Origin of the sequence: Bifidobacterium sp. A11, assembly GCF_000499185.1 — a bacterium.
GTDB classification, from domain to species: domain Bacteria; phylum Actinomycetota; class Actinomycetes; order Actinomycetales; family Bifidobacteriaceae; genus Bombiscardovia; species Bombiscardovia mizhiensis.
Map to the genome: position 1 here is coordinate 88,677 of NZ_AWUO01000006.1, position 23,260 is coordinate 111,936.

General features: G+C 60.9%; 18 protein-coding genes and 2 tRNA genes. 12 read left to right on the top strand and 8 right to left on the bottom strand.

The genetic code is table 11. From position 1 onward, the window contains the following. The first annotated feature begins 106 nt into the window (after nucleotides 1–106). Nucleotides 107–388 (top strand): metal-sensitive transcriptional regulator, encoded by a 282-nt coding sequence (locus P273_RS0105950; RefSeq protein ID WP_024627554.1) that lies wholly within the window; start codon nucleotides 107–109, stop codon nucleotides 386–388. A gap of 149 nt (nucleotides 389–537) precedes the next feature. On the opposite strand, the gene P273_RS0105955 is transcribed toward P273_RS0105950, so the two are convergent. Then, nucleotides 538–620, bottom strand: a tRNA-Leu gene (locus P273_RS0105955). A 56-nt stretch (nucleotides 621–676) separates the two neighbouring features. Beyond that, a complete protein-coding gene (gene tgt, locus P273_RS0105960) occupies nucleotides 677–1,975 on the bottom strand; it encodes a tRNA guanosine(34) transglycosylase Tgt (RefSeq protein WP_024627555.1) in 1,299 nt (432 codons plus the stop codon). A gap of 232 nt (nucleotides 1,976–2,207) precedes the next feature. Here tgt and P273_RS0105965 point away from each other — a divergent pair, with 232 nt between their 5' ends. The 6 genes from P273_RS0105965 (at nucleotide 2,208) to htpX (ending at nucleotide 10,738) form a co-directional block, all read left to right on the top strand. Continuing rightward, complete coding sequence (locus tag P273_RS0105965) at nucleotides 2,208–4,052, top strand: trypsin-like peptidase domain-containing protein (RefSeq protein WP_024627556.1); 1,845 nt, start codon at nucleotides 2,208–2,210, stop codon at nucleotides 4,050–4,052. Between the two features lie 173 nt (nucleotides 4,053–4,225). Next, nucleotides 4,226–6,193 carry a heavy metal translocating P-type ATPase gene (locus P273_RS0105970; protein ID WP_024627557.1) on the top strand — a complete coding sequence of 656 codons (1,968 nt, stop codon included), beginning with the start codon at nucleotides 4,226–4,228 and terminating at the stop codon, nucleotides 6,191–6,193. 118 nt (nucleotides 6,194–6,311) lie between these two features. Continuing rightward, nucleotides 6,312–7,778: an FAD-dependent oxidoreductase gene (locus P273_RS0105975; RefSeq protein WP_029676225.1), complete on the top strand. Its 1,467-nt coding sequence runs from the start codon at nucleotides 6,312–6,314 to the stop codon at nucleotides 7,776–7,778. A gap of 171 nt (nucleotides 7,779–7,949) precedes the next feature. Further along, nucleotides 7,950–9,131 carry an ImmA/IrrE family metallo-endopeptidase gene (locus P273_RS0105980; protein ID WP_024627559.1) on the top strand — a complete coding sequence of 394 codons (1,182 nt, stop codon included), beginning with the start codon at nucleotides 7,950–7,952 and terminating at the stop codon, nucleotides 9,129–9,131. After that, complete coding sequence (locus P273_RS09560; protein WP_024627560.1) at nucleotides 9,128–9,721, top strand: DUF4411 family protein; 594 nt, start codon at nucleotides 9,128–9,130, stop codon at nucleotides 9,719–9,721. The genes P273_RS0105980 and P273_RS09560 overlap by 4 nt, the downstream gene beginning before the upstream one ends. Nucleotides 9,722–9,802: 81 nt before the next feature. Then, nucleotides 9,803–10,738, top strand: a complete 936-nt coding sequence (gene htpX, locus P273_RS0105990; RefSeq protein ID WP_024627561.1) for a zinc metalloprotease HtpX — start codon at nucleotides 9,803–9,805, stop codon at nucleotides 10,736–10,738. A gap of 73 nt (nucleotides 10,739–10,811) precedes the next feature. On the opposite strand, the gene nagA is transcribed toward htpX, so the two are convergent. Genes nagA through P273_RS0106010 form a run of 4 tightly spaced genes read right to left on the bottom strand, consistent with a single transcriptional unit; the run spans nucleotide 10,812 to nucleotide 15,336 of the window. Continuing rightward, nucleotides 10,812–12,119, bottom strand: a complete 1,308-nt coding sequence (nagA, locus tag P273_RS0105995) for an N-acetylglucosamine-6-phosphate deacetylase (RefSeq protein WP_024627562.1) — start codon at nucleotides 12,117–12,119, stop codon at nucleotides 10,812–10,814. Nucleotides 12,120–12,133: 14 nt separating this feature from the next. Further along, on the bottom strand, nucleotides 12,134–12,922 hold the full coding sequence (nagB, locus tag P273_RS0106000) for a glucosamine-6-phosphate deaminase (RefSeq protein WP_024627563.1): 789 nt from the start codon (nucleotides 12,920–12,922) through the stop codon (nucleotides 12,134–12,136). Next, on the bottom strand, nucleotides 12,919–14,025 hold the full coding sequence (locus P273_RS0106005) for an ROK family protein (RefSeq protein WP_024627564.1): 1,107 nt from the start codon (nucleotides 14,023–14,025) through the stop codon (nucleotides 12,919–12,921). The genes nagB and P273_RS0106005 overlap by 4 nt, the downstream gene beginning before the upstream one ends. A 6-nt stretch (nucleotides 14,026–14,031) precedes the next feature. Continuing rightward, nucleotides 14,032–15,336 (bottom strand): AGE family epimerase/isomerase, encoded by a 1,305-nt coding sequence (locus P273_RS0106010; protein ID WP_024627565.1) that lies wholly within the window; start codon nucleotides 15,334–15,336, stop codon nucleotides 14,032–14,034. A gap of 298 nt (nucleotides 15,337–15,634) precedes the next feature. Between P273_RS0106010 and P273_RS0106015 the strand changes: the two genes are divergently transcribed. After that, nucleotides 15,635–16,753: an ROK family transcriptional regulator gene (locus P273_RS0106015; protein WP_172637250.1), complete on the top strand. Its 1,119-nt coding sequence runs from the start codon at nucleotides 15,635–15,637 to the stop codon at nucleotides 16,751–16,753. A gap of 123 nt (nucleotides 16,754–16,876) precedes the next feature. After that, nucleotides 16,877–16,950 (top strand) — tRNA-Gly (locus P273_RS0106020). 242 nt (nucleotides 16,951–17,192) lie between these two features. Here P273_RS0106020 and P273_RS0106025 read toward each other — a convergent pair. Then, on the bottom strand, nucleotides 17,193–17,744 hold the full coding sequence (locus tag P273_RS0106025; RefSeq protein ID WP_024627566.1) for a hypothetical protein: 552 nt from the start codon (nucleotides 17,742–17,744) through the stop codon (nucleotides 17,193–17,195). A 693-nt stretch (nucleotides 17,745–18,437) separates the two neighbouring features. Between P273_RS0106025 and P273_RS0106035 the strand changes: the two genes are divergently transcribed. The 3 genes from P273_RS0106035 to P273_RS0106045 all read left to right on the top strand — a co-directional run bounded on the left by P273_RS0106035 (nucleotide 18,438) and on the right by P273_RS0106045 (nucleotide 20,471). Continuing rightward, the gene (locus P273_RS0106035; RefSeq protein ID WP_024627567.1) at nucleotides 18,438–18,671 is read left to right on the top strand and encodes a DUF2188 domain-containing protein; all 234 of its coding nucleotides are present in this window, start codon (nucleotides 18,438–18,440) and stop codon (nucleotides 18,669–18,671) included. Between the two features lie 203 nt (nucleotides 18,672–18,874). Then, a complete protein-coding gene (locus tag P273_RS0106040; RefSeq protein WP_024627568.1) occupies nucleotides 18,875–19,684 on the top strand; it encodes a hypothetical protein in 810 nt (269 codons plus the stop codon). A gap of 31 nt (nucleotides 19,685–19,715) precedes the next feature. Continuing rightward, nucleotides 19,716–20,471: an alpha/beta hydrolase gene (locus tag P273_RS0106045; RefSeq protein ID WP_024627569.1), complete on the top strand. Its 756-nt coding sequence runs from the start codon at nucleotides 19,716–19,718 to the stop codon at nucleotides 20,469–20,471. A gap of 6 nt (nucleotides 20,472–20,477) precedes the next feature. On the opposite strand, the gene P273_RS0106050 is transcribed toward P273_RS0106045, so the two are convergent. Then, entirely contained in the window at nucleotides 20,478–22,697 is a 2,220-nt protein-coding gene (locus P273_RS0106050) for a sodium:proton antiporter (protein WP_024627570.1), read from the bottom strand. Nucleotides 22,698–23,260 lie beyond the last annotated feature (563 nt).

Here is a 23,260-nt window from a genome sequence, read left to right on the forward strand (position 1 = left end):
CCCCCCAGGGGTATACTGATAGTGAATTTCGAGATGGGTTTCATGAATTCGAGTCAGTCTTGGCTGCGTCATGAAGGCCATGGGATGAATGCGAATGGAGTGAATCGTGCCCGGATATGCCAACGATAAAAAGCGGACCATCACCAGACTGCGGCGTGTCGAGGGCCAGGTCAGGGCCATCGAGCAGATGGTTGAGTCGGACACTTACTGCATCGATATCCTCACCCAGATCGCCGCCTCGACCAGCGCCCTGAAGTCGGTGGCCCTGACCCTGCTGGACGACCACATGAACCACTGCGTCCGCGAAGCCGCCGAAAAGGGGGGTGAAGAGGCCGACGAGAAGATGCAGGAGGCCTCCGAGGCCATCGCCCGGCTGGTTCGCTCCTAGCAGCCCTTGTCAGGCAGGTCCAATCGGACTGGGGATTCTGGTGGGCGTGCCTGGAATATCGAATAGGCTGAACGGCCTCGGCTGCCATCGGACCAATAAAAAATGTCTTCGACCGACATCAGCCAGCCAAAGACATTTCCATTGCTTCGTGCGAACGGAGGGAGTTGAACCCTCACGAGCATCAGCTCACTGCCACCTGAAGACAGCGCGTCTACCATTCCGCCACGTTCGCAGACAACTGGAAAGGTTAGCACGGTTGTCTGCGCGGCGCAATAATGGCGTGTTGGCTCAGCCCTTGGATCCGTGGGCGTAGAACCTGGCCAGCGTCTCATTCTTGTAGTCGTCGAAGTAGCCGCCATCGATGGACTGGCGGATCTCGTCCAGCAGCCTTACGAAGAAGCGCTCGTTGTGGATGGTGGCCAGCGTGTAGCCGTTGAGCTCATGGGCGCGCAGCAGATGGTCGATGTAGGCCCGGGAGTAGTGGGTGCAGGTGTAGCAGTCGCAGTCCTCTTCGATGGGTTTGAAATCGGTCTTGAACTGGGCACGCTTGATGTTCCAGCGGCCGTCACGGGTGAAGACGGCCCCGTTGCGTCCACAGCGGGCCGGGGATACGCAGTCGAAGGTGTCCCCGCCGTTCTCCACGCCTGCAAAGATGTCGTCCACAGCGGCGATGCCCAGGACGTGCCTGGGCCGGGATTCGGGCATTTCGTCGCAGATCCAGGCGCAGGTCTGCCCCAGCAGCCGTTTCTCTATGGCGCCCCCGATTCCTACGCCGTCGAAGTCCAGGGAGGCGATCTGGCGGGCGGCGCGTCGGCGCAGATCCTCATAATTGGCCCCCTGCACCACGCCGAACAGGGCCTGGTAGGGCTTGCCGGTCCGCGCTTGGGTCAGCCTGTGGTGCTCGTCCACGCAGCGTTTGGCCCAACGGAAGGTGCGCTCCACTGACTGTTCCTGGTAGGTGCGGGTGTTCATCAGGGTGGTCAGCTCGTCAAAGGAGAACATGATGTCGGCTCCGATGCGATGCTGGATGCCCATGGAGATTTCGGCCGAGAAGCGGTGCCGGTCGCCGTTGAGCGGGGACTTGAAGGTGACCCCGTCCTCATCCACGAAGGCCAGGCGCTCCTTGCCTTCGGCGATCACCTGGTCCGACTTCATGCCGGTCACGTCCATGGCCAGGGTCTTCTTGAATCCCGCCCCCAGCGAGAGCACCTGGAAGCCGCCCGAGTCGGTGTAGGTGGGGCCGTCCCAGTTCATGAACCGGGCCAGGCCGCCTGCTTGGTCCAGAATGTCGGGGCCGGGGCGTTCGAACAGGTGGAAGGCGTTGGCCAGCAGGACCTGGGCGCCCAGCTGCCGCATCTGCTCGGGCAGGACAGCCTTCATGGCCGCCTGGGTGGCCACGGGGATGAATGCGGGGGTGTGGATGTCTCCGTGGGGAGTGTGGATGATGCCGGTGCGGCCGTAGCGGCGGCCATTGCGTCCCAGGCCTTCGGGGCTGTCAGGCAGACGGTTCAGGGTCTCGAATGAGAATGCGGCGCGGTCGCCGGGTCGGCCCGGCGTGGCTCCCAGCGGGTTGGTGATCAGGCTCATGGCTCCACTGTATCCAAGACATCCAACCGTCCCGCAGCTGCCCTGTGTACAGTCGATATGACTTTCATGCAATGTCCAGACAACATTCAGCATTTCGGCCCTAGACTTGGAAGCAATGCATGCGAGGACCCGCTTCGCCTGTCAGCCGGAAACAGCAAAAAGCGCGGGCGACGGGGTAGATTGACAAGCGTGACCGAATAGCAGGCAGCGGCATCGATCCGAAGGAGCAGAAATGGCTGAAGAGCACAAGGCCGACCCTTGGAGGGGCGGCGATGACGATCAGTCCTGGCAGCCAAGCCACATCGAGCGCGGGGCCGCCAATCAAGAGCAGGAGACGGGATCCTCCGCGGATCAGACCGACTCTGCTCAGGTTCCCGGGCCAGAAGCAGGGGACCAGCAGACTCAGGCCTGGGATCAGAGGCCCACGACCCCTATTGCCATGCCTGGTGGCGATGCACGGTCCACGACTGCGGCAACCGCGTCGAATGACGGCAGTGGCACCGGGGCTTCAACCTCCGCTTCCAGCGACTCGGCCACAGGGCAGGATGCGCAGACGCAGCAGCAGTCTTACTACCGGCCTGCGCCCGAGTATGGCGCCTACGCACCCGCAGGCTCGCGCCCGCCTGCCAACGACCAGGGTCAGCAGCAGCCCAGCCAGGGGTATGGCTCCAGTCCTCAGCAGGGCTTCTTCGGACAGTACGGACAGCCAGGCCAGTTCGGCCAGAGCGGCCAGCCCCGTCAGAATGCCGGCCAGCCCTCCGGCCAGGGTCCCTTCCCGCCTTTCGGATCCGGCGGCCCCACCAACGGTCGACCTGGTCCAGCCAGCAACGCCGGCAGCAATATGAGCGGCACGGGCAAGTACGTCTTTACCGCCGTGGTGGCCGCCCTGGTGGCCGCAGCCCTCATGCTGGGCTTGGGCTGGGCGGCACTGTCCAACGGATGGATCACCCTGCCCTCGTCCTCCTCGCTGAACGGGGTCTCCTCCAATTCCTCGGGCCAGGGCACGGCCAAGGTCCAGGGCGGGCAGGCTCCCGACTGGCAGGCCATCAGCAAGCAGGTCTCTGAGTCCGTGGTCTCTATTCAGGTGCAGACCAAGAGCGGCGTGGGGGCCGGATCGGGTGCGGTCTTCGACACCCAGGGCCATGTGGTCACCAACAACCACGTGGTCGATGGCGCCCAGGAGATCCATGTCACCCTCTCCAACGGGCAGATGTACACGGCCAAGGTGGTCGGTACCGACACCACAGCCGATCTGGCCATCCTCAGCCTGGATCAGGCGCCTTCCGACCTGAAGCCTGTGAAGTTCGCCGACTCCGAAAAGCTGGCTGTGGGCGAGAATGTCATGGCCATCGGCAACCCACTGGGTTACGAGAACACGGCCACCACCGGCATCGTCTCGGCGCTGAACCGCCCGGTCTCGGTCATGGACGAGAGCAACAACAACCCGATCGTCACCAACGCTGTCCAGCTGGATGCGGCCATCAACCCCGGCAACTCGGGCGGCCCCACCTTCAACGCGGCCGGCGAGGTCATCGGGATCAACTCCTCCATCGCCTCCATGGCCTCCTCCAAGTCCGAGGCGGGATCCATCGGCATCGGGTTCGCCATCCCGTCCAACCTGGTCAAGCGGATCGCCGATGAGATCATCAAGGACGGCAAGGCCAAACACGTCTCCCTGGGCGTGACCATCCAGAGCAGTACGGCCCAGGCCGATGGGGTCACCCGAGGCGGGGCCAAGGTCACCAAGGTGGTCTCCGGCTCCCCGGCCGACAAGGCGGGTATCAAGACTGGCGACACCATCGTGGCCTTTAACGGCCATGCGGTCAACAACAACTTCTCCCTGCTGGGCTTTGTCCGGGCTGCCGCCTTCGGTGACTCGGTCAAGATTACCGTGGTCAGGGACGGCAAGACCTCCGAAGTGAACGCCACTCTGGACCGCGAGGAACAGACCGTTCAGGGCAAGCCCAGAACCAACAGGAGGAACTCGGACGGCAGTGGCCAGGACGGCGACTCCGACCAGGGCGGTTCGGGCGACGACGACTCCATGGATCCCTTCCGCTTCTTCTTCGGGCAGTGATCCGGGACTGAACCCTGGGGGCCGCATCCGTCAGATGACGGGCGCGGCCCCTTGCCATATCCGCCGTCCATCGCTGGCCCCGGCGCGGTATAGGCTTGATATGTCAGGTGCAGAAGAGAGCCGTGATCCGGCTGCGGCTGTCAGGTAGACAAGTCCGGAGCGGGGAAGTGGTCATGTCAAAAATCCTGGGTTTCGCCAAGAAGGTCCCCATGCTTTGGGTGGTTCTGGTCTGCGGACTGGTCATGGGCCTGCTCTGGCACCCCTATCGCCAGGCTGTCCAATGGCTGGTCGCCGTCCTGGTGGCCGTATCGCTGGTGGACACCCTCAAGGGGATGATCGATGACGTGCGACATGGCCACGTGGGCGTGGATATCCTGGCTGTGGTCGCCATTCTCTCCACCCTGGCTGTCAAGCAGTATTGGGCCAGCTGGGCCGTGGTCCTTATGCTCTACTCCGGCGATGCCATCGAGCAGTATGCAGGGAACAGGGCACAGAACAACCTGACGGTACTGGTTCAGGCCGCTCCTCAGGTGGCCCATGTAGTCCAGGTAGACCTGCCGGAGGGAAAGCATGGCCTTCCCAAGGAGAGCGACTGGAGCACGGTGGCGGTCGATCAGGTCCGACTGGGAGACCTCCTGGTGGTCAAGCCCGGTGAGACCGTGCCCGTTGACGGCGAGCTGATCAGCCGCACCGCCACCCTGGATATGTCCACCATCAACGGTGAGCCCATGCCCCGCAGGCTCTACCAGGATGCCCAGGTCATGTCCGGGGCGGTCAATGGCTCGGGCACCTTCCTGATGCGGGCCCGCCAGCTGGCCCGTGACTCCCAGTATCAGCGCATCCTCAACCTGGTGCGCTCCGCCCAGAACTCCCGGGCTGCAGTCGTCAGAACAGCCGACCTGATGGCGGTTCCCTTCACCGTGGTGGCTTTCATCATCGCCTGCGTAGCCTGGATCATCTCCGGCGTGCCGACCCGGTTCGCCCAGGTTCTGGTCCTGGCCACCCCCTGCCCTTTGCTGATCGCCGCTCCTGTGGCCTACATGGCCGGGACCGGGAGGCTGGCCAAGGCGGGTCTGCTGATCAAAACCCAGGACGTGATCGAGAATCTGGGCCGGGTCTCGCACATCTTCTTCGATAAAACCGGCACGCTGACCGTCAAACGTCCCCAAGTGGCCAAGATCGACCTGCCTGACGATAGCGAGCAAGAGGTGGATACAGACCGGATTCTGGCTATGGCGGGCGCTGTGGAGGCCTACTCGGTCCACATCCTGGCCAACGGGATCGCTGAGGCTGGGGCTGCCGCCCAGGAGCGGTTGCGGGCGCAGAGCAATGATGAGATCCATCTGCATGCGCAGGAGGTTCAGGAGGACTCCGGCAACGGGGTCCAGGGTATGGTCGACGGCCATCAGGTCAAGGTGGGCAGGGCCCAGTTCGTGGCCGACGGGAATTCAAGTGATTCCTTTGGCCCCCTGGCGCCTGACGAGATGGCCTCCTACATTTCTATCGATGGGGTCCTGGCTGCCAGAATCGTCATGAAGGATGTGCCCAGGTCGGATGCCGCCCAGACCATCGCCCAGCTTCGGGAGCTGGGGATCACCCGTCTCTCCATGGTTACCGGTGACAAGGAGGCCTCGGCCCGGATCATCGCCGACCAGGTGGGCATCACCGACGTGCATGCCGGACTATTCCCTGAGGACAAGGCCGATTTGATCGCCAAGGCCTCCAGGGAGGAGCCCAACCGACAGCCCCTCTGGGACATCTGGCTGTCCAAATTCCTGGGGGAGTCAGTGACCAAATCCATCACCGTGATGGTGGGGGACGGGGTCAACGATGCTCCGGTCCTGGCTGCCGCCGACGTGGGTATGGCCATCACTGACGGCACTACCACGGCTGCCTCTGAGTCCGCTCAGGCCGTAATCATGAATGACGACATCGCCTGCCTGCCCAGGTCGATCACCATCGCCCGCAGGACCAAGCGGGTCATGCTCCAGGCGGTCATGTTGGGACTGACCCTGGCCACGGTGGGCATGCTCTGCGCCGCCTTCGACCTGATCCCGGTGGTTGTCGGCGCCTTTACCCAGGAGGCCATCGACGTGGTCTCCATCCTCTGGGCCCTGACTGCGCTGATAGACCGGGACTGAGGCCATTTCGCGACGCTTGGTGAAAGTCCCGGGGATGGAGCCCGACTAGCTCTGTTCCCGACCGACGCTTTGCGTTAGGCTGACAAGCATGAGCGATATTACTGTCAACGATTCCACCATGCCCGCACCGGCCCGCGGCGAGGAAGCCGGCTCACCCCTGCGCGTGGCCGTCATAGGCGCGGGACCTGCAGGGGTCTATGCCTCTGACATTCTGCTGCGGCAGCTTCGGGAGAAGGGTGCCGACCTGGGTCTGGGCGATCGGGCCCGCATCGATCTGTTCGAGAAACTGCCCGTTCCCTTCGGCCTGGTCCGCTACGGCGTGGCCCCGGACCATCCCAGCATCAAGTACATCGCCGGTGCTTTGGAGAAGACCCTGGATAACCCCGAGATCCATCTCTATGCGGATGTGGAGTTCGGCAAGGACGTCAACCTGGATGATCTGCTTCAACGCTACGATGTGGTCCTCTTCGCCACCGGTGCGGTGGACGACCGCCCCCTGGAGATTGCCGGGCACGAGCTTGATGGCGTTCACGGGGCCGCCCACTTTGTCGAATGGTATGACGGCTATCCCGACGCTGACCAGAACTGGCCCCTGGACGCCAAGCAGGTGGCCGTCATCGGAGGCGGGAACGTGGCCATGGATGTCTCCAGGATCCTGATGCGCCGGGCCGACGACCTGCTGGGTACGGACATTCCCGACAATGTTTACCAGGGGGTCCAGGGTAACAAGGCACGCGAGCTGCACATGTTCATCCGTCGCGGTCCGGCCCAGGCCAAGTTCTCGGTCCAGGAGCTGCGTGAGCTGGAGAAGCTGCCCGGAGTGCAAATCGTCATCGACGAGGAGGACTTCGACCTGGATCAGGAGACCATCGATCGGGCCGGTGCTGACAAGCTGACCCGGCAGATGTTGGAGGAGCTCTTCACCATCAGGGAGATGGCCGAGGACATGGCTGAGGACGGCGGTGTCGACTTCGAGGGCAATCCCGCCGATCGCCGTTTCTATATGCACTTCTACCGGATGCCTGCCGCAATCATCGGCCAGGACGGCAAGGTGACCGGCATTCGCGTGGAGAAGACCAAGGTCACGCCCGAGGGCACTATGGAGGAGACCAGCCGGTACGAAGAGTATCCCGTCCAGGCCGTCTATCACGCCATCGGCTACAAGCCAGCCGAGGTTCCCGGCATTCCTTACGACTTCTCTGGCTATACCCTTTCCAACGTTCACGGTCGCGTGACTACTGCTCCCGAGGGGCAGGACGGCCGACCCATCGACCGTCTCTACGCCACGGGCTGGGCCAAGAGGGGGCCCGTGGGCCTGATCGGGTCCACCAAGTCCGATGCCCTGGAGACCATCGGTAACATGCTGGATGACCTGGCCGCCAGCCCGTCTCGCGGTCGCTTCGCCCAGGACCGGGACGACGATTCGATTGATCGCTTTCTGGCTGACAAGGGCATCAGGCCCATCGACTTTGCCGGCTGGAAGCGGGTGGATGCCTATGAGCGGGCCGAAGGGGCTAAGGTCGGCCGCGAGCATATCAAGGTCATCGACCCCGAGCGGCTCCGCCAGCTTGCTCACGGCGAGTAGGCGATCGCTCTTAGGCCTGTGTTGACAGTGACAGGACCTGGATGAGGTTCACGAATCCTCACCCGGGTCCTATTTTCTTAGCATTCAGTACTGGGTGCTTACTGCAGACGGATGGGCCTCGCGTAGCTATCATTGTCATTAGAGCCCATCACGGAATCGAAGGAGCGTGACATGGCTAACCTGACTCTCTATCCGGCCACTCTCCAGTGGGCCGTTGAGGAGGGTGATGCCGATCCAGTGGCCCTGTCTCAGCGCCGAGGGCTTGGCCAGTTGCCGGATTGGCTGGAATCCAAGGAACCCGTGTCCGTATCCTTCAACAAGGTAGAGCAGCTCAGCAGGGCCCTGCATGTGCCCTTTGGTGCCCTGGTCCGGTCGGTTGTGCCCCAGCGTCGTTCTGAGCCTCTGGTTCGTTACCGGACCGTAGGCAACACGTCTGTGCAGCCCAGCAAAAACCTGCAGGACACCATCGATCAGATGCGGTTCAGGCAGGAGTGGGCCAGGGATGAATTGCTTGAGTCTGGTTTGGATGCCAACCCGCTAGTCGGCTCGGTACGAGATGCCGAGCATGACGATGCCCTGGCTGACGCGCTTCGCTCCACCCTTGGGTTGGATGGGCGCTCTGCCTGGGAGGGCGGCAATTCCAGCGACCGTTTCCGTCAGCTCAAGGAACGTGCCTCTAATGCGGGCATCATGATCATGCTCAACTCCCAGGTGGGCTCCGTGAGTTCTCGAAAGCTGGATCTTCAGGAGTTCCGGGGATTCGTGCTGATCGACGACATGGCCCCGCTGGTGTTCATCAACAGAAACGATTCCTTTGACGGCATGATCTTCACCTTGATTCACGAGGTGGGGCACGTGCTGCTGGGCACCCAGGAGCTCTTCGACGGCATTGGCGGCCAAGGGGACCGCAAGGCCACGGAGCGCGCGATAAACCGCGCAGTGGTAAAGGCCGTGATTGACGATGAGCGCTTCCGGCGGCTCTGGCAGGAGAAGCTGGACGGGGGCAAAGAGCCGGCGGATGCCGCGAAGTCCATAGCTGACGACTTCCATCTGAGTGCCTTGGCCATGGGGATACAAGCCCATCAGTTTGGCTTGACTGGCGAGGATACGCTTGAGGAGCTGCGGGCGCGAATGGATCGGCATCTTCAGGACAAGACTGCTCATCGTCAGGAGCGGGAGTCCCATGGTAATGGCAACAGGACCAATGCCTCCAGGGTCGATACCGGTTTCGTCCGCCTGGTCAATGCCGCCATGGACGGGGGCAGACTGGCTCCGACTGAGGGCTTCGACCTGGTGGGGGTGCGCTCCCCGCAGTCTTATCAGGGATTGATTCGCGAAAAGAAGCTGATATGACCGCTACCCTCTACCTGCCTGATTCCAACATCTTCATCGCCTCCTACCGGCTCAACCATCCTTTCGACTACAAGGAGTTTCACCCCTTCTGGCGATGGATGGAAAAGCTGGCTGAGGACAAGGCGATTGCCATGGTGGATGTTGTCTACGAAGAGCTGGTCAACGAGCAAGCCGCTGATCCCGATATGCTGGATCTTTGGGTGCGTGCAGTGTTCAAAGGCCGCCAAATAAGTCATAAGGATGACAGGTATGCGCAGGTCTATGCGCAAATCCAGGATTATCTGGTCACCTGCGGGCATTACGCAGAAGAGTCACGCCAATGTTGGGAGCCAGAGAGCAAGGCGGATCCCTGGCTGATCGCCGTGGCCAAGGTCGAGGGAGCAGTCATCGTGACGGATGAGGCCCGGGTCCCGCTGCAACAGGGGCAGCACATGAAGAAAGAGCCCAAGATCCCTAACATCGCAGACCATTTTGGGGTGGAGACCATGAGCCTGCGTCAGTTCTTCGATGTCAACGGGAGGTTGAGGAAGGCCCGGTATGTTCCTAAGTCTCGTGACAAGAAGAGCGGAGATCCAATCGTATTGTTCTGAGATGAAGAGGGGACATCGGCAGTTTCATCTTTTCAGCGGTCGTTCAGCAAAAATTCAGCGGCATTGTCTACCATGGAACCCATGAATGGCAAGCTGAAGGTTCACGGACATTTCAACGGCCTTAAAACGACGCTTTTGTTCGCCCTTATGTGGGCCGTTATTATGCTCATCTGGTGGCTGACTGGCGGTCGCCAGGGGACGTTGGGCATCTATATCCTCATAGGCCTGGCCACCACTTTCGGGTCCTACTGGTTCTCCGACAAGGTGGCGATCGCCTCCATGCATGCCCGGCCGGTCAGCGAGCAGGAGGCTCCCGACCTTTATCGGATTGTCCGAGAGCTGTCGGGGAGGGCCGGCAAGCCCATGCCCCGCATCTACATCGCCCCCACCGACTCGCCCAATGCTTTCGCCACAGGCCGTAACGAGCGCCATGCTGCCGTCTGCTGCACCCAGGGGATTCTGCGCATCCTCAACGAGCGTGAGATCCGCGGAGTGCTGGGCCACGAGCTCATGCATGTCTACAACCATGACATTCTGACCTCTGCGGTGGCTTCGGCCATGGCCACAGTCATCACCTACCTGGGTTACTCCCTCATGTATTTCGGCGGCGACAGCCGGGACAGGGATAATGATTCCGGCGTCTTCGGCCTCCTGGGCGTGCTGATCAGCTCGATTCTGGCCCCCCTGGGCGCCTCCCTGATCCAGATGGCCATTTCACGCACCCGAGAGTATGACGCCGACGAGGACGGCAGTCGGCTGACTGGGGACCCGGCGGCTCTGGCATCGGCGCTGAACAAAATTTCCTACGGGTCTCAGGCCACGCCTATGCCGCAGACCGCCGGCACCCAGAGTGCAGCCGCCATGATGATCGAGAATCCCTTCTCTGTTCGAGGATTCAGCAGGCTCTTCTCCACCCATCCGCCCACCGATGAGCGCATAGCCCGCCTGATGCAGATGAGCCAGGAGATGGGGCAAACCCAGGTGAATTCCGGACGTGGAGCCCAGGTAGGGTACTGAGAGAACAGCGGTCTGAGGCGTCCGCCTGCCCATAGCGGTGGTTCCTCCCCGCTGCTCCTTGGCTATCCGTGCTTTAGATCTGAATTCTGCGCCCGTTGCAGGCCACGGTTTTGACGGACCAGTCGGTCGGGTTCAGGAGGAGAAGGTCGGCAGCATAGCCAGGTGCCAGAAGACCCAGCGGAGCATCGGTGATCGGGTTGGGACGGTCAAGTCCCAGGGCCCGGGCAGGTGTCAGAGTGGCGGCTTCAACGGCCTGGGGGGCTGGGAGGCCGATGGCCTGGACGGCTCGGCCGACTGCCACATCCAGGGTCAGGGTTGAACCAGCGATGGCTCCGTTGGAGGTCAGGCGGGCGTGGCCGCCCTTCACGGTTACATCCAGGGAACCCAGCTTGTAGGCACCGTCCTCGCAGCCGGTAGCCTCCATGGCATCGGTGACCAGGGCTATCCGATGGGGGAAGAGCCTGAAGGCCATATCGACGCAGGGGTCCTGCACATGGAAACCGTCGTTGATCAGCTCGGCCGTGACCCGAGGGTCCTCCACGGCGGCCGGAATGGGTCCTGGCTGACGGTGGCGGATGCCGTTCATGGCGTTGAAGACATGAGTGAGTATGCGGGCGCCGGCGTCGAAGGCGCGGCGGGTCTGGTCATAGTCGGCATCGCAATGGCCGACCGCGGGCACCACACCGGACCCGGCCAGGCGGGATATGGCCTCGAAGCCATGGTCGCGCTCGGGGGCCAGCGTCACCTGACGTATGCAACCGTCGGCAGCCTCCAGGAGACCGTCAAGAACAGCGGGTTCAGGGTCGCGCAGGCACTTGGGATCGTGCGCCCCCTTACGGGAGAGGGCGATGAAGGGCCCCTCCAAGTGGGCGCCCAGCACGTCGGGTCTGGAGTCCATGACCCGCCTGACCGAGCGCAGATTGGTACACATCGTGTCGACCGGATTGGTGATCAGGCTGAGCACCTGCCTGGTGGTTCCATGGACCATATGGCAGGCCCTGGCTGTGCGAATGGCCTCGTCACCGTCATCGAAGGAGTGAACCCAGCCGCCGTGGGAGTGGATGTCGATGAATCCAGGGGTGAGGATGAAGCCGGTCGCATCGATGAACTCTACGCCGTCCTCATTCACGTCATGGTTATCGGATCCAGCTCGGACAGAGGGGGACAGGCTGGGCAGGCCGGCAGCTCGCAGTGCGGATTCCAGGCTTTCTCTGCCTTGTCCGACCTGTTCAATCCTGCCTTCCAGGGCCAAAATCCAGCTATCTTCCCTGATTCCTCGAGCGTCTATCAGTCTTGCGCCGGTCAGGACAAGGGGATGGGCCGGTCCTTTCAGTGATGACTCGACCGCCAGCCCAGCCGACTCGTATGCTTCCTTGGACATGTTTGGTTTGCCTTCTAGATGGACTGCCAGTCAGGCTTGTTCGCATAGGCCCACTTGTAGTAGTCACGGTTGCGCAGGCGGGAGGCGGCGGCCTCGTCCACGATCACGGTGGCGTGTGGGTGCATCTGGAGGGCGGAGGCTGGGCAGAAGGATGATATGCCGCCCTCCACGCTCTCCGCCACGGCTTCCGCCTTGCCGGCGCCAAAGGCCAGGAGGACCAGCTGGCGAGCCTTGAGGATGGTCCCGATCCCCTGGGTGATGCAGTGGGTGGGCACCTGGTCTATGTCGTTGCCGAAGAAGCGGGCGTTGTCGATGCGTGTCTGCTCGGTCAGGGTCTTGATGCGGGTGCCCGAGGCCAGGGAGGATCCGGGTTCGTTGAAGCCGATATGTCCGTCGGTGCCGATGCCCAGGATCTGCAGGTCGACGCCGCCAGCATCCTCGATGGCCTGGTCATATACCCGGCCAGCGTCCTTAATGGTGTCCAGGTTCCCATTGGGCACTCTCACCTTTGCGGGGTCCAGGCCCAGAGGCTCGACCACGGTCCGGTCAATGGTGGACCGGTAGGACTGGGGGTGGGCCGGATCCAGCCCCGCGTACTCATCCAGGGCGAAGCCACGCACCTGGGATACGTCGATCCCCTCCTTGTGGACCAGATCGGCCAGCGCTTGGTATGCCGCCAGGGGGCTGGACCCCGTGGCCAGACCCAGCACGCAATCAGGCTTGCGCCGGATCAGGTCGGCCGTGCAGCGGGCGTAGATTTCGCCGGCTTCCTCCTGGGACTTGACGATGATGATTTCGGTCATGATGCGATTTCCTTTCCAATAAAGTCAGATGGGCGACTATCAACGGCCATGCGGCCTGCCAGGGCGGCTCCGATGGCTGCAATGGGCAGGTCAGCCGGGGCTAGACGCAGCCGGTCGGGCAGACTCAGCGAGGCGATGAAGTGGCTGCAGGCTGCGCTCTTATTCAGATGCTCGGTGACCAGATCCAGCAGGGGCTGACCGGTTCTGCTCATGCCGCCGCCCAGGATGATGACTGCGGGATCGATGGTCAGGGCCACAATCTGCACAGCCAGGGCAATGCCATGGCCGATGATGTCCTCTACTTCCTGGGCACGCTGATTCCCCTGGTTTGCCTGGGCAATCAGGTCAGGCAGGGGGTGGGCGATTCCCGGCCAGAGGGCTTCCACGGCCGAACCTGAGGCCACGGTCTCCAGACAGCCACGCTGGCCGCACTTGCAGGGGAACTGGTGGGCATCCACTGAGATGTGGCCGATTTCGCCGATTGCCCCGCTGGCTCCGTGTTCGATCCTGCCCCCGCGGATGATGCCCGCTGCCAGACCGGTGCCTAGGTTGATGAAGGCCACTACGTGGTCGTCCTGGTCGGGCAGGGCCCTGGGTTCGTCACGTCCGGGCTCTGATGCGGGGTGTCGGGCCTGGTCCTTGGCAGCCTGGGAGTGGGGTGTGGTTCCAGGGGCCATCAGAGTGTCGCCAGTCTGCGAGGCAGCTCCGAGGGCAGCGATGTTGACATCGTTCTCGACGCAGACGGGCAGACCGGTCGTCTTGGCCACGGCAGGGCCCAGAGCCATGTGGCGGATGCCTAGGTTGACCGCGTCATCCACCATCCCCCGATTGGCATCCACTCGCCCCGGGATGCCTAATCCTACGGTGACCGGACCCTGGTTTGGGCCCACCTGATCCAGCAGGTGGCGGACAAGTGTCACCGTGTCGTCATGAACCGCTTGGTTGCCCTGGCGCGTGGGGGTTCGATGGCGGGCCAGCAGGTGTTCGTCACCATCTATGGCCACGCCCTCGATCTTGGTGCCGCCGATGTCAATTCCCAGGCTGATCGGGCCGGCCTGGACGCTATCTGTGTCCGCCCTGGGATGCGGGGTCGATGTTGCCATGAGGTTTCAGCGGGCCTGGCCCTGGTCCGTCCGTCCCTGCCCGCAGGCCTGCTTGATGGCCGTAGCGATGGAGACCGCCGGGTCGTTGTAGGGGATCAGGGTGGACTGGAAGGCGTGATAGAGGTCGGACTTGCCGGGCCAGACCGTGCCGATCACGTGGTTGTCGGCATCCAGCTGATGCCACCAGGATCCGCCCTGGTGGTCGATCAGATAGTGGTCTACGTAGCTGCAGAAGGTGGCGTACCAGTCGGCGTAGGTGGCCTTGCCGGTGGCTGCGTAGAGGGTGGACGAGGTATTCAGGGCCTCGGCCAGGGTCCAGTGCATGCGGTCGTGGACCACCGGGCGGCCCTGCCAGTCCGTGGTGTAGACCAGGCCCTCGGCTCCGTCGGCGGCCCAGCCATCCTCAACAGCCCTGGCGAACAGGTGCTCGGCAGCTTCGATGTAGCGGCGGCGGTCGGTCTCCTGATCGAACCTGCTTAATGCGTACTGGGTGATCAGCCTGGCCCATTCGATCCCGTGGCCCGGCGTGGCACCGTAAGGCTTGAACTGGTCGGCCTTGTTGTCCTGGTTGTAGTCCAGGTCGGCCTGCCAGTCGCTGTTGAAATGCTCGGGAATGCGCCACTGGTTGTTCTCGGCCCAGTTGATGACCTGGTCGATGATGCGGCCGGCGCGCTCGCGGTAATCCTCTTTGCCGGTGGCATCAGCCACGGCCAGGAAGGCCTCGGTGCTGTGCATGTTGGCGTTGAGCCCCCGGTAGGGGTCCAGGCGTGCGAAGCCGCTGTCCCAGGTGTCGACGGCCAGGCCCTTCTCGTCATCCCAGAAGTAGCGGTTGAAAATCTCCAGTGCCTGATCCAGCAAGGCCTGCCCGTCGGGGTCGCCAGCCAGCATGGCCGAGGAGGCAGCCAGGACTACGAAGGCGTGGGTGTAGCAGGTCTTGCCGCTCTCGGGCTGGCCCTGCCAGGAGACCGAGGGGTACCAGCCGCCATGTTCGTCGTCGTGCAGGTTGCCCTGAAGGGCCTGAACACCACGGTGAACCAGTTCCGCCGCTCCCGGGTAGCCCAGGAGGCTGCCGATGGCGTAGACGTGGGTCATCCGGCAGGTGATCCAGGTCTGGATTCCCTGGTCGGGGTCGATGCTGCCGTCGTCATTGAGCCAGCCGGCGCCGCCCTGCTCGGTGGGGAACCCGCGTCCAAAGTCCAGGAAACCGTAGGTCTGCGAGGCCATGAAGATGCGGTTGGCCTCGTTGCCTAGCAGGTATCGGGGGTTGATAGCGGACGATGAGTCTCCCGAATGGTTCGATGTCGTGGTCATGGCGATCGCTCCTTTGCTCAGCGAGGGGATGCAGCTGTTTCTGGTATCTGTTCACAGCCTAACACGTAATTGTTAGGAAACTGAACTTTTTACTGACTGCCCCCGTGGTCTTGTCTACGATGCTATTGCGCGGTCTTGAAAACGAACCGTTTTGATGTTGCTGTGGCGAGATCTGGGTCTGCCAGGGCAAGGAAGTTTACAATATAAGGAGCAAGCATGGATGGGCATGGTCACGGGGTTCAAGGCCCAATCCCCATGGCGGGTCCCCGTTCCCGCATTATCTATCGTCAGGCGAATTATGACCAGCAATACCGGCAACCTGTCCAAGGCGCTGCCCAAGTCGGTGCGACACCACAATCGAGCCATCCTGCTCAGGCTGCTCTACCCCGATGTCAGTATGACCAGGGCTGATCTGGCCCGCGCTTCAGGGTTGACCAGGGTCGCCATATCGGACATCGTGGCCGAGCTGCTGGGCGAGCATCTGCTCATGGAGGTGGGTTATAGCAAATCCACCGGGCCGGGCAAGCGGGGACGGCTGCTGCGCATCAATCCTGACGGGCGCAGCATCCTGGCCCTGGATCTTTCCACGCCCTATGTCTTCAGGGGAGCGGTGCTCAACCTGACCGGGCAGGTGGTGGCGCGTGAGGAGATCCCGCTCACGGCTGACGGCAAGGTCCCCCTGGATTTGGTCGGGGAGCTGACCAATTCATTGATGCAACGTGCAACCCATCCCATCATGGGCATCGGCGTATCCAGTCCCGGCATTGTCAGTGCTGAAGGCGTGGTCGATGATGCCACCAACCTGGGCTGGGTTCAGACCGACCTGCGTGGCTATCTGCATGAGAAGACAGGCCTGGAGGTGACGGTCAACAACGATGCTAACAACGAGGTCCTGGCCGAGCAGCAGTTCGGCTCAGGCCAGTCCGACCTGCTGCTGGTCCATCTGGGCGACGGAGTTGGAGCAGGTTTGCTGGTCTCCGGCGAGCTGGTGACTGGTTGCAACCGCGCGGCCGGCGAGATCGGCCATGTGGTGGTGGACCCCACCGGTCCTCAGTGTCGCTGCGGCAAGCGCGGCTGTTTGGAATCGCTGATCAGTGTTCCCAAGCTGACTGCTGCAATGGACAGGGATCCTGACAATCTGGCTAGCATTCTGCGCCGGGCCGGTGAACTGCTGGGCCGTGTTCTGACCATGCCTGCCGGCCTTATGGACATTCCTCGCGTAGCTGTCCTTGGCGACTCCAGGGTGGTCAACCGCATCTTTCTGAGCGCCATGGAGAAGACTATGAACGATGCCCTGGCCACTGATTTCCGGCGGCCCCTTGTAGTTGACCGCTCGGCCTTGGGTGAGGATGCCGCCTTGCTCGGAGCCTGCTCCACGGTGGTGGCTGACCTGATCGAGCCTGACGGCACCGTCTGAAAGTGGATTGAAGACCTGTCTCGCAATCGTGCCCGGAGTTGGTGATTCGCGCACATCGCTGAGACCTGCTACCATGGTGACTCGCATGCGGTTGGCCGAGGCCTGACCCCGGTAGCCGGATTTGCGGGCGTAGTTCATTGGTAGAATGGAAGCTTCCCAAGCTTCAGAGGCGGGTCCGATTCCCGTCGCCCGCTCCAGTCGGATTTACAGGTGTGTCAATAAAGATTAGAATTTTAAACCTGTCATATTTGCACTTAGTTTGAGCTTTTATTGATGTAATTTTTTGAGATCACGTCTTGTTTCACAGATCTAACATATGGAATATAGTGTATTTTCATGGTTGTTTGTTGACCATAGTCTTGTCGAGTCTGTATATCTCTATGAAGCGCCTTATTCCTAAACTGCTTTCGTTGGTTCTTGGTAAGAAGACTCTTGAAAATCATTTCTCAGTAATAGACGCTGAAGAATAAATGCCGAAGTCAAGCTTTTGATTATCATTCACGTACTGTCTGCCTAATGTATCTTTCCACTCAACGCGGAGTATCTGGCGAGAATGGTTTGATTCCACTAGAATCTGAACCGCGGCAAAGTGCTGTGCCTCGATAATTATGGTTTCTTCGTCTGGTTTCAGCTTTGGAAGATTTTGAGCCAGATATTCTATGCCTGGACAGTTTTTTAGCCTTAGTCCTGGCGAAAGCGAAAATTTAATATCGATGGCAATGGAACCGCCTACGTTGGTGAGAAATACCGTATTGCTGCCATTCACCTTTACAACCCGAACTATGATGAGCGGTTCGGTTGCGCTGATACGGGCGCTGTACTCTTTATAAGCGATAATGGCTGCGATAAGGGCGATGAGGAAGGTGCCAAAAGCCCACCAAGCTTGCCAGTCAGAGTTGTTGCCAGTAAGCCATTGGTATAGGTATGGAATAACACAAAAGAGGACTGAGCCGACTATCAGAGCAGGTATGGTCCATTTCCTTTGTCTCATAGCATCAGTGTAAGAGATATATTATTTCGTATTTCTTCTTCAGGTAGCTTTTGTCGTTTAGAACTGGAATTCATCTGTTTCCTTGGTTTATGAGGTTATCCTTTAATTCCAGTCCGTTCTCAAGATCGTTGACTCCTACGGAATCAAAGATGCCGATGTCATCGAAAAATCCGTCGTGAAAAATCCCAATGATATCGAGGATGTGATTATAGAAAAAGCGTTCGGGCTTGGTGATGTTCACTGCTACGTCAATCAATGTTATGAACTCACTTGCATGTGCAGAGTCGGATGGTTCTTTGTAATCGGTTGTTAGTGTTAATTTGATACGGTGATCCGTGCTTTTCTTGTAACCAGGTTCTGACGTATGAGAAGTTCGGACTGTTCTGCATGAGCAGGATTATTCGACAATAGCCTATTTGTATTTATTAGAAGTAGTTCGTGACAGGTCTTATTCGTACTTCGACGTTGCCGGACCCATACGTGTACTTTTTGGTATTTGCAGGATCATGTCGAGTTGTTGCCGGACTCCGCTCTAATCACAGAGCCACTTCGTATTTGAGATAGGAGTTGCTACACAGGGCCGGGTCTTTGATGAGCAATTTTCCTGAAAATTCTGGAGTGTCGAAGCACGGTGGCTCAGGTCGGGCAGTGGAAGATGAGGGGGTACAGGGAAGTATGGAAAGGACGGCCATCATGGCTGATTATCACGTGCAATACGACGGGGATCGCAATCTCTGGACAGTCAAGCGGGCCGGGGCTTCACGCGTTTCCCGCACCTTCGCTACCAAGGCGGAGGCCACCAAGCAGGCCAAGGTCTTTGCAGACCGGTCCGGCGGCGGCGAGGTCAACATTCATAACAAGGGTGGCAACAAAATCCGCGACAAGCGCACCATAGGCAAGAAGGATCCCCGAGACATCAAGGGCTGAACTCCAACCGGGCTCCAGGTTCTTTCGCCGTCATCGGACCTGTGCTGGTGCCGAACGTCGCGGCGATAAGTAACTAGGTGCTTCTAATATACCCATCTATCAGCCCAGCAGGATGTTGGGATGGTGAAGCATTGGCCGCCGTCGCTGGTCTGCATGTGTCCGCCCCCATAGACTGAAACCAACCGTGAAAGGTGGCGAGGTCGATGGCCGATGGATTCAACCAGCTGGATCAGCGGCTGGCGGACAGCGGGTATGACGAGGGTCTGCCAGCCTCCTATCCTCCTCGCCCTGATATTGATGAGCGCCCTATTCAGATAGCCCATGCCAACATCTGGAGTCGATTTGCGGCAGTTACGGGTCTAGTCTCGGCTCTGGCGGGCGCTGCCCTACTAGCCCATGCCATAGCCCCCTCCAGGCTGGGGGTCATAGGCCAAGTGGGCATCTCGGCTTGGGTGGGCGTCTCCGTGGCCTTTGCCCTTTTGACCATAATCCTGGTCGTCATAGCCCGTCACTCCGGAACAATCCCGAACCGGCCATCCGTGGGCTCGGCGGGCATTATTCTTCTGATCTGTGGAATGCTCTTGACCGTGGCAGGCCTGCTCATCGCCAACTCTTTTCCCAAGGGCATCATCAAGGCTCCTGCGCGTGACGAAGCGCCCATCAGTTCGGCCCAGGCTATGACCGGCGGTATCGACAAGGCTGTCGGTCAGTGTGCTTCGGGTTGGCATGACATCGGCCTAGACGGGTATGTGGGCATCTCCCAGGCCCGGTATTGCACGGATACGACCATGGCCTACGTGGTTTTCGACAACGATTCAGCAGCTTCCCTGGCCAAAGGGCCTATCCGCGCCCGCGTGCCTGACCTGCTCTCCCGCTACGGAGGCGGGCTGCAGCCTCAGGATCTATGGATGCTGACCGGCAAGCGTTGGATGGTGGTGGGCAGCAAGGCCCAGGTGACCGGACTGCAGGGCCAGTGGGGTGGCCAGGCTGAGCCGCTCATGAGCCAGCATTGAATGACCGGACCAGTCGACTATCGTGGCAGATATGGATCAAGCACAAAAGGATGATGGCGGATTGGTGGGCCGGCCCTCCACGGTGGTGCCCGGACGTTTTGGGCAGGAGCTTAAGGTCGAGCAGGTCCGCTGGTCCCGCAAGCAGGGCACAGGCAACCCCTCGCGGCCCATTTTTGTACTGATGCACGGCTGGGGCTCCAACGAGGAGGACATGGCTGACCTGATGCGCTACGTGGCCCCCTACAACGACTATGCATCCCTGCGGGCGCCCATGGTGGTGCCGGGCAGCGAACGCGGCATGTTCGGCCCTGGCTACACCTGGTTTCACGATATGCGCCCCGAACAGGAGGACCTGGATCGGGATGGCTACGCAGCGGCTCGGGCTGTGGACGCCTGGGTTTCAGCCAACATCCCCGAGGACCGACCTGTGGTGGCCATGGGCTTCTCCCAGGGAGCCATGCTGGCGGTTCATCTGCTTCGGGTCAACCCTGAGCGCTACCGGGCATCCATATGCCTGTCCGGATTCCTTGCCCCAGGCCTGGTGCCCGGCACTGCTCCGGCGGATGAGCGCCTGGCTGGCTTGAACAAGCCGGTCTTCCTGGGATTCGGTTCGGATGACACGACAGTGCCCAAGTACGAATTCCGGGCCTTGGCCGCCTGGCTGGACGAGCACGTATGGCTGCACACCACCGAGTACGATCACTTGGACCATGCCGTCGACATGCGCGAGATGAACGACCTTCGCCAGTGGCTGGGCGAGATCGACGTGACCTCGGGCCTTATGTAGAACGGCTCACAGGGCCGAGTCGGCATCGACCTGCATGACGTAGACGTTGCGGCGCATCTTCCTGGCTGTCGTACGCGAGATCTCTCCGGATTCGACCATGTCCTGGATCTGGCTCAGCTCGATGGCATACCCTTCGCGCTTGGCCTCCTCCACCTGATCTCTGACGGCAGGCATGCCCGCGTATTCGGTCTTTCCCTCCGCCGAAGATTCGATCATCTGGTGGTTGATGATGGTGTTCAGCAGGTCCTCGGTCTTGAAGCGGCCCTTGCCCAGCTCGGAGTAGAGCTTTTCAATCAGGAAGTGGTTCATTTCCGCCTGCAGATGGCGTCCGGCCACGAAGACGCGGTCCTTGTCGATCGGCTGGGTCAGGTGCTTCAGGCGGTGGAATTGGCTGTGCAGCAGGCCCCTGAGTCGCCTGCGAGCCGTGTAGGCCCTCCAGCGGAGCTCTCCGCCCCTGTCCAAGTGGAAGAGGGATCCGGATATGGTGGACAGAATCCTGCGGGCGGCTTGTTCCTGGCTGCGCAGATTCAGCAGTTCATCCTGGTCGTCGCCACGCTCGCTGCGCTGGTCGATCAGCTGGGCGTCGGCATCCCTGTCGGCCACAGTCTCGGCCTCGGTGCTGGGTTCGGCCTCGGTCGCAGGCTGTGCTGATGCAGGTGCCTGCTCAATACTGGCGTCTTTGCTCTTGAGCCGTTCCTCCAGCTGATCCTGGGCCTCTTCGATCCGGCTCAGCCGTTCCTCCATGTAATCCTGCTCCCACTCCATGGTCTGCACCTGCAGGTCCTGGAAGTCCTTGGGGGAATACTGGCCGATCCGCGACTTGAGCTTGGCGATGCGGTGGTTGTACTGCTTGATCACGTGCTGGATGGCCAGTCGGTTCTCGTCAGTGATCCTGCTGGAGAGCTCCCGGACTGTGCCTCTGAGCACCTTGATGGATTTTTCGACCTGTTGGGCCGGAACTTCACTGCTCTGTGAAGGGGCCAGCAGCGGCAGGGCGAAGTTGGCCAGCACCAGGGTGACGATAATGACTCCGGCGGCCACGAAGATCAGCTCGCTGCGCATGGGGAAGGCAGACCCGTCGTCGGTCATATAGGGGATGGTCAGGGCCAGGGATAAGGTGATGGTCCCCTTGGGCCCGCCGAAGGTCATGACGGCCGCCGACCTCAGGAGCTTGGATGTTATCCTTCGTCTGCTGCCGGTCTCATGGTCCTTGGTGAAGATCAGGACGCTGGCGGTCCAGAGGAAGCGTAGCACGATCACGGTCAGGCAGACCAGGGTGATGGTGGCCACCAACATCCAATTACTGACCCGCCGATCTCGCCAGCTGGTGCCCATGGCCGCCGGCAGCAGCATGCCCAGGAGGACGAAGACCGCGCCGTTGAGACTGAAGGAGAGCACTTTCCAGACGCTGGATGAGACGATGTTGGCCTTGGACGTGTTGGGGCCTACTCCGGTGTGGTCGAAGCGAACCAGCAGCCCGGTGGAGACCACGGCCAGGACCCCGGACACATGCAGGATGTTCTGCCCTACCATGTAGATCAGGAAAGGAAGGAAGAGCTCCAGCAGGATTCTGGTGGTAGTGGTCTCCCAGCCCAGGCGGCGGGCGGACTCAAAGAGCCAGTTGACCACGAAGCCCATGATCAGGCCGAAACCGATGCCGCCCACGAACTCGAGGAGGAACTCGCCCAGGGCTTGAGGCAGGGAGAAGGAGCCGGTCACGGTGGCCAGGATGGCGAACTGGAAGCCGATGACGCCAGTGGCGTCGTTGAAGAGCGATTCACCGGCAAGAATGGAATGTTCGTCCGGTGTAAGGTCGGCGCTCTCGCCCAAGGAGGAAACAGCCACGGCATCGGTGGGCCCCAGTGCGGCGCCTAGGGCCATGGCTGCAGCCAGGGGAAACATGGGCCAGGCGGCATGCAGGATGACGCCCACCATGATCATGGTCAGGGCAGCCAGGCCAATGGCCAGGGAAAGGGATGATCGCAAGCCCTTGAGCAGCTCCACCTTGTTGATGGTGTGGGCCTCGTAGTAGAGCAGGGGCGCGATGAAGAGGACCATGAACAGTTCAGGATCCAGCCGCATCCGCGGGAAAATGGGCAACAGGGCCATTACTGCGCCCAGGACGATCTGGACCAGGGGGGTGGAGATCCGGGGAATGAATCTGGAGATGAAGGAAGAGACGAGGACGGCAGCAAGTATGCACAGAATGAGGATGAATGTTTCCACGGGCTTCCTTTCCGCCACGCAATCCCGGGCGGGCTGCCGCAGGCCCGACTAGCAGGGTTCGTTCGACCAATGAAGGAATCTCCGAGTGCAGGGTCGCATGAGGATCGACGTCGCATCGTCCATTATACGGAATCGCGATATCCAGGAACAGTATTAATGGACAATGTGCGCTAAGTTGACACCTCAAGGCGAAATGGTGGATAGACTGTGCTCGCGATAGGCGAACATTTGTGAAAATCCGGCCCGGGGACCCCCGTAAGTGTATGAAGAGCCGGCTCAATCGGTATACTCATGAAGACCGGGAAGGCTCCGAACCTCCCAGCGGGCACTGCTTGCGGCGGCTGACCATGGAGCCCCATCTCTTGACCCCGGGGACTTGCGCGCACGCTATCGTTTCCCCGATGCTTTTGGACATCCCCCGGTCCAGAAGGAAGATTGCAAGAAAGACTGCAGAGGGTCGCATGCGGGGACAAATGACCGATCCGGTTTGGAAAGGCCAGGTTGACCGATGACATCATCCATGACATCTACAAGCATTAAGAATCAGAACGCAGCGGCAGCAG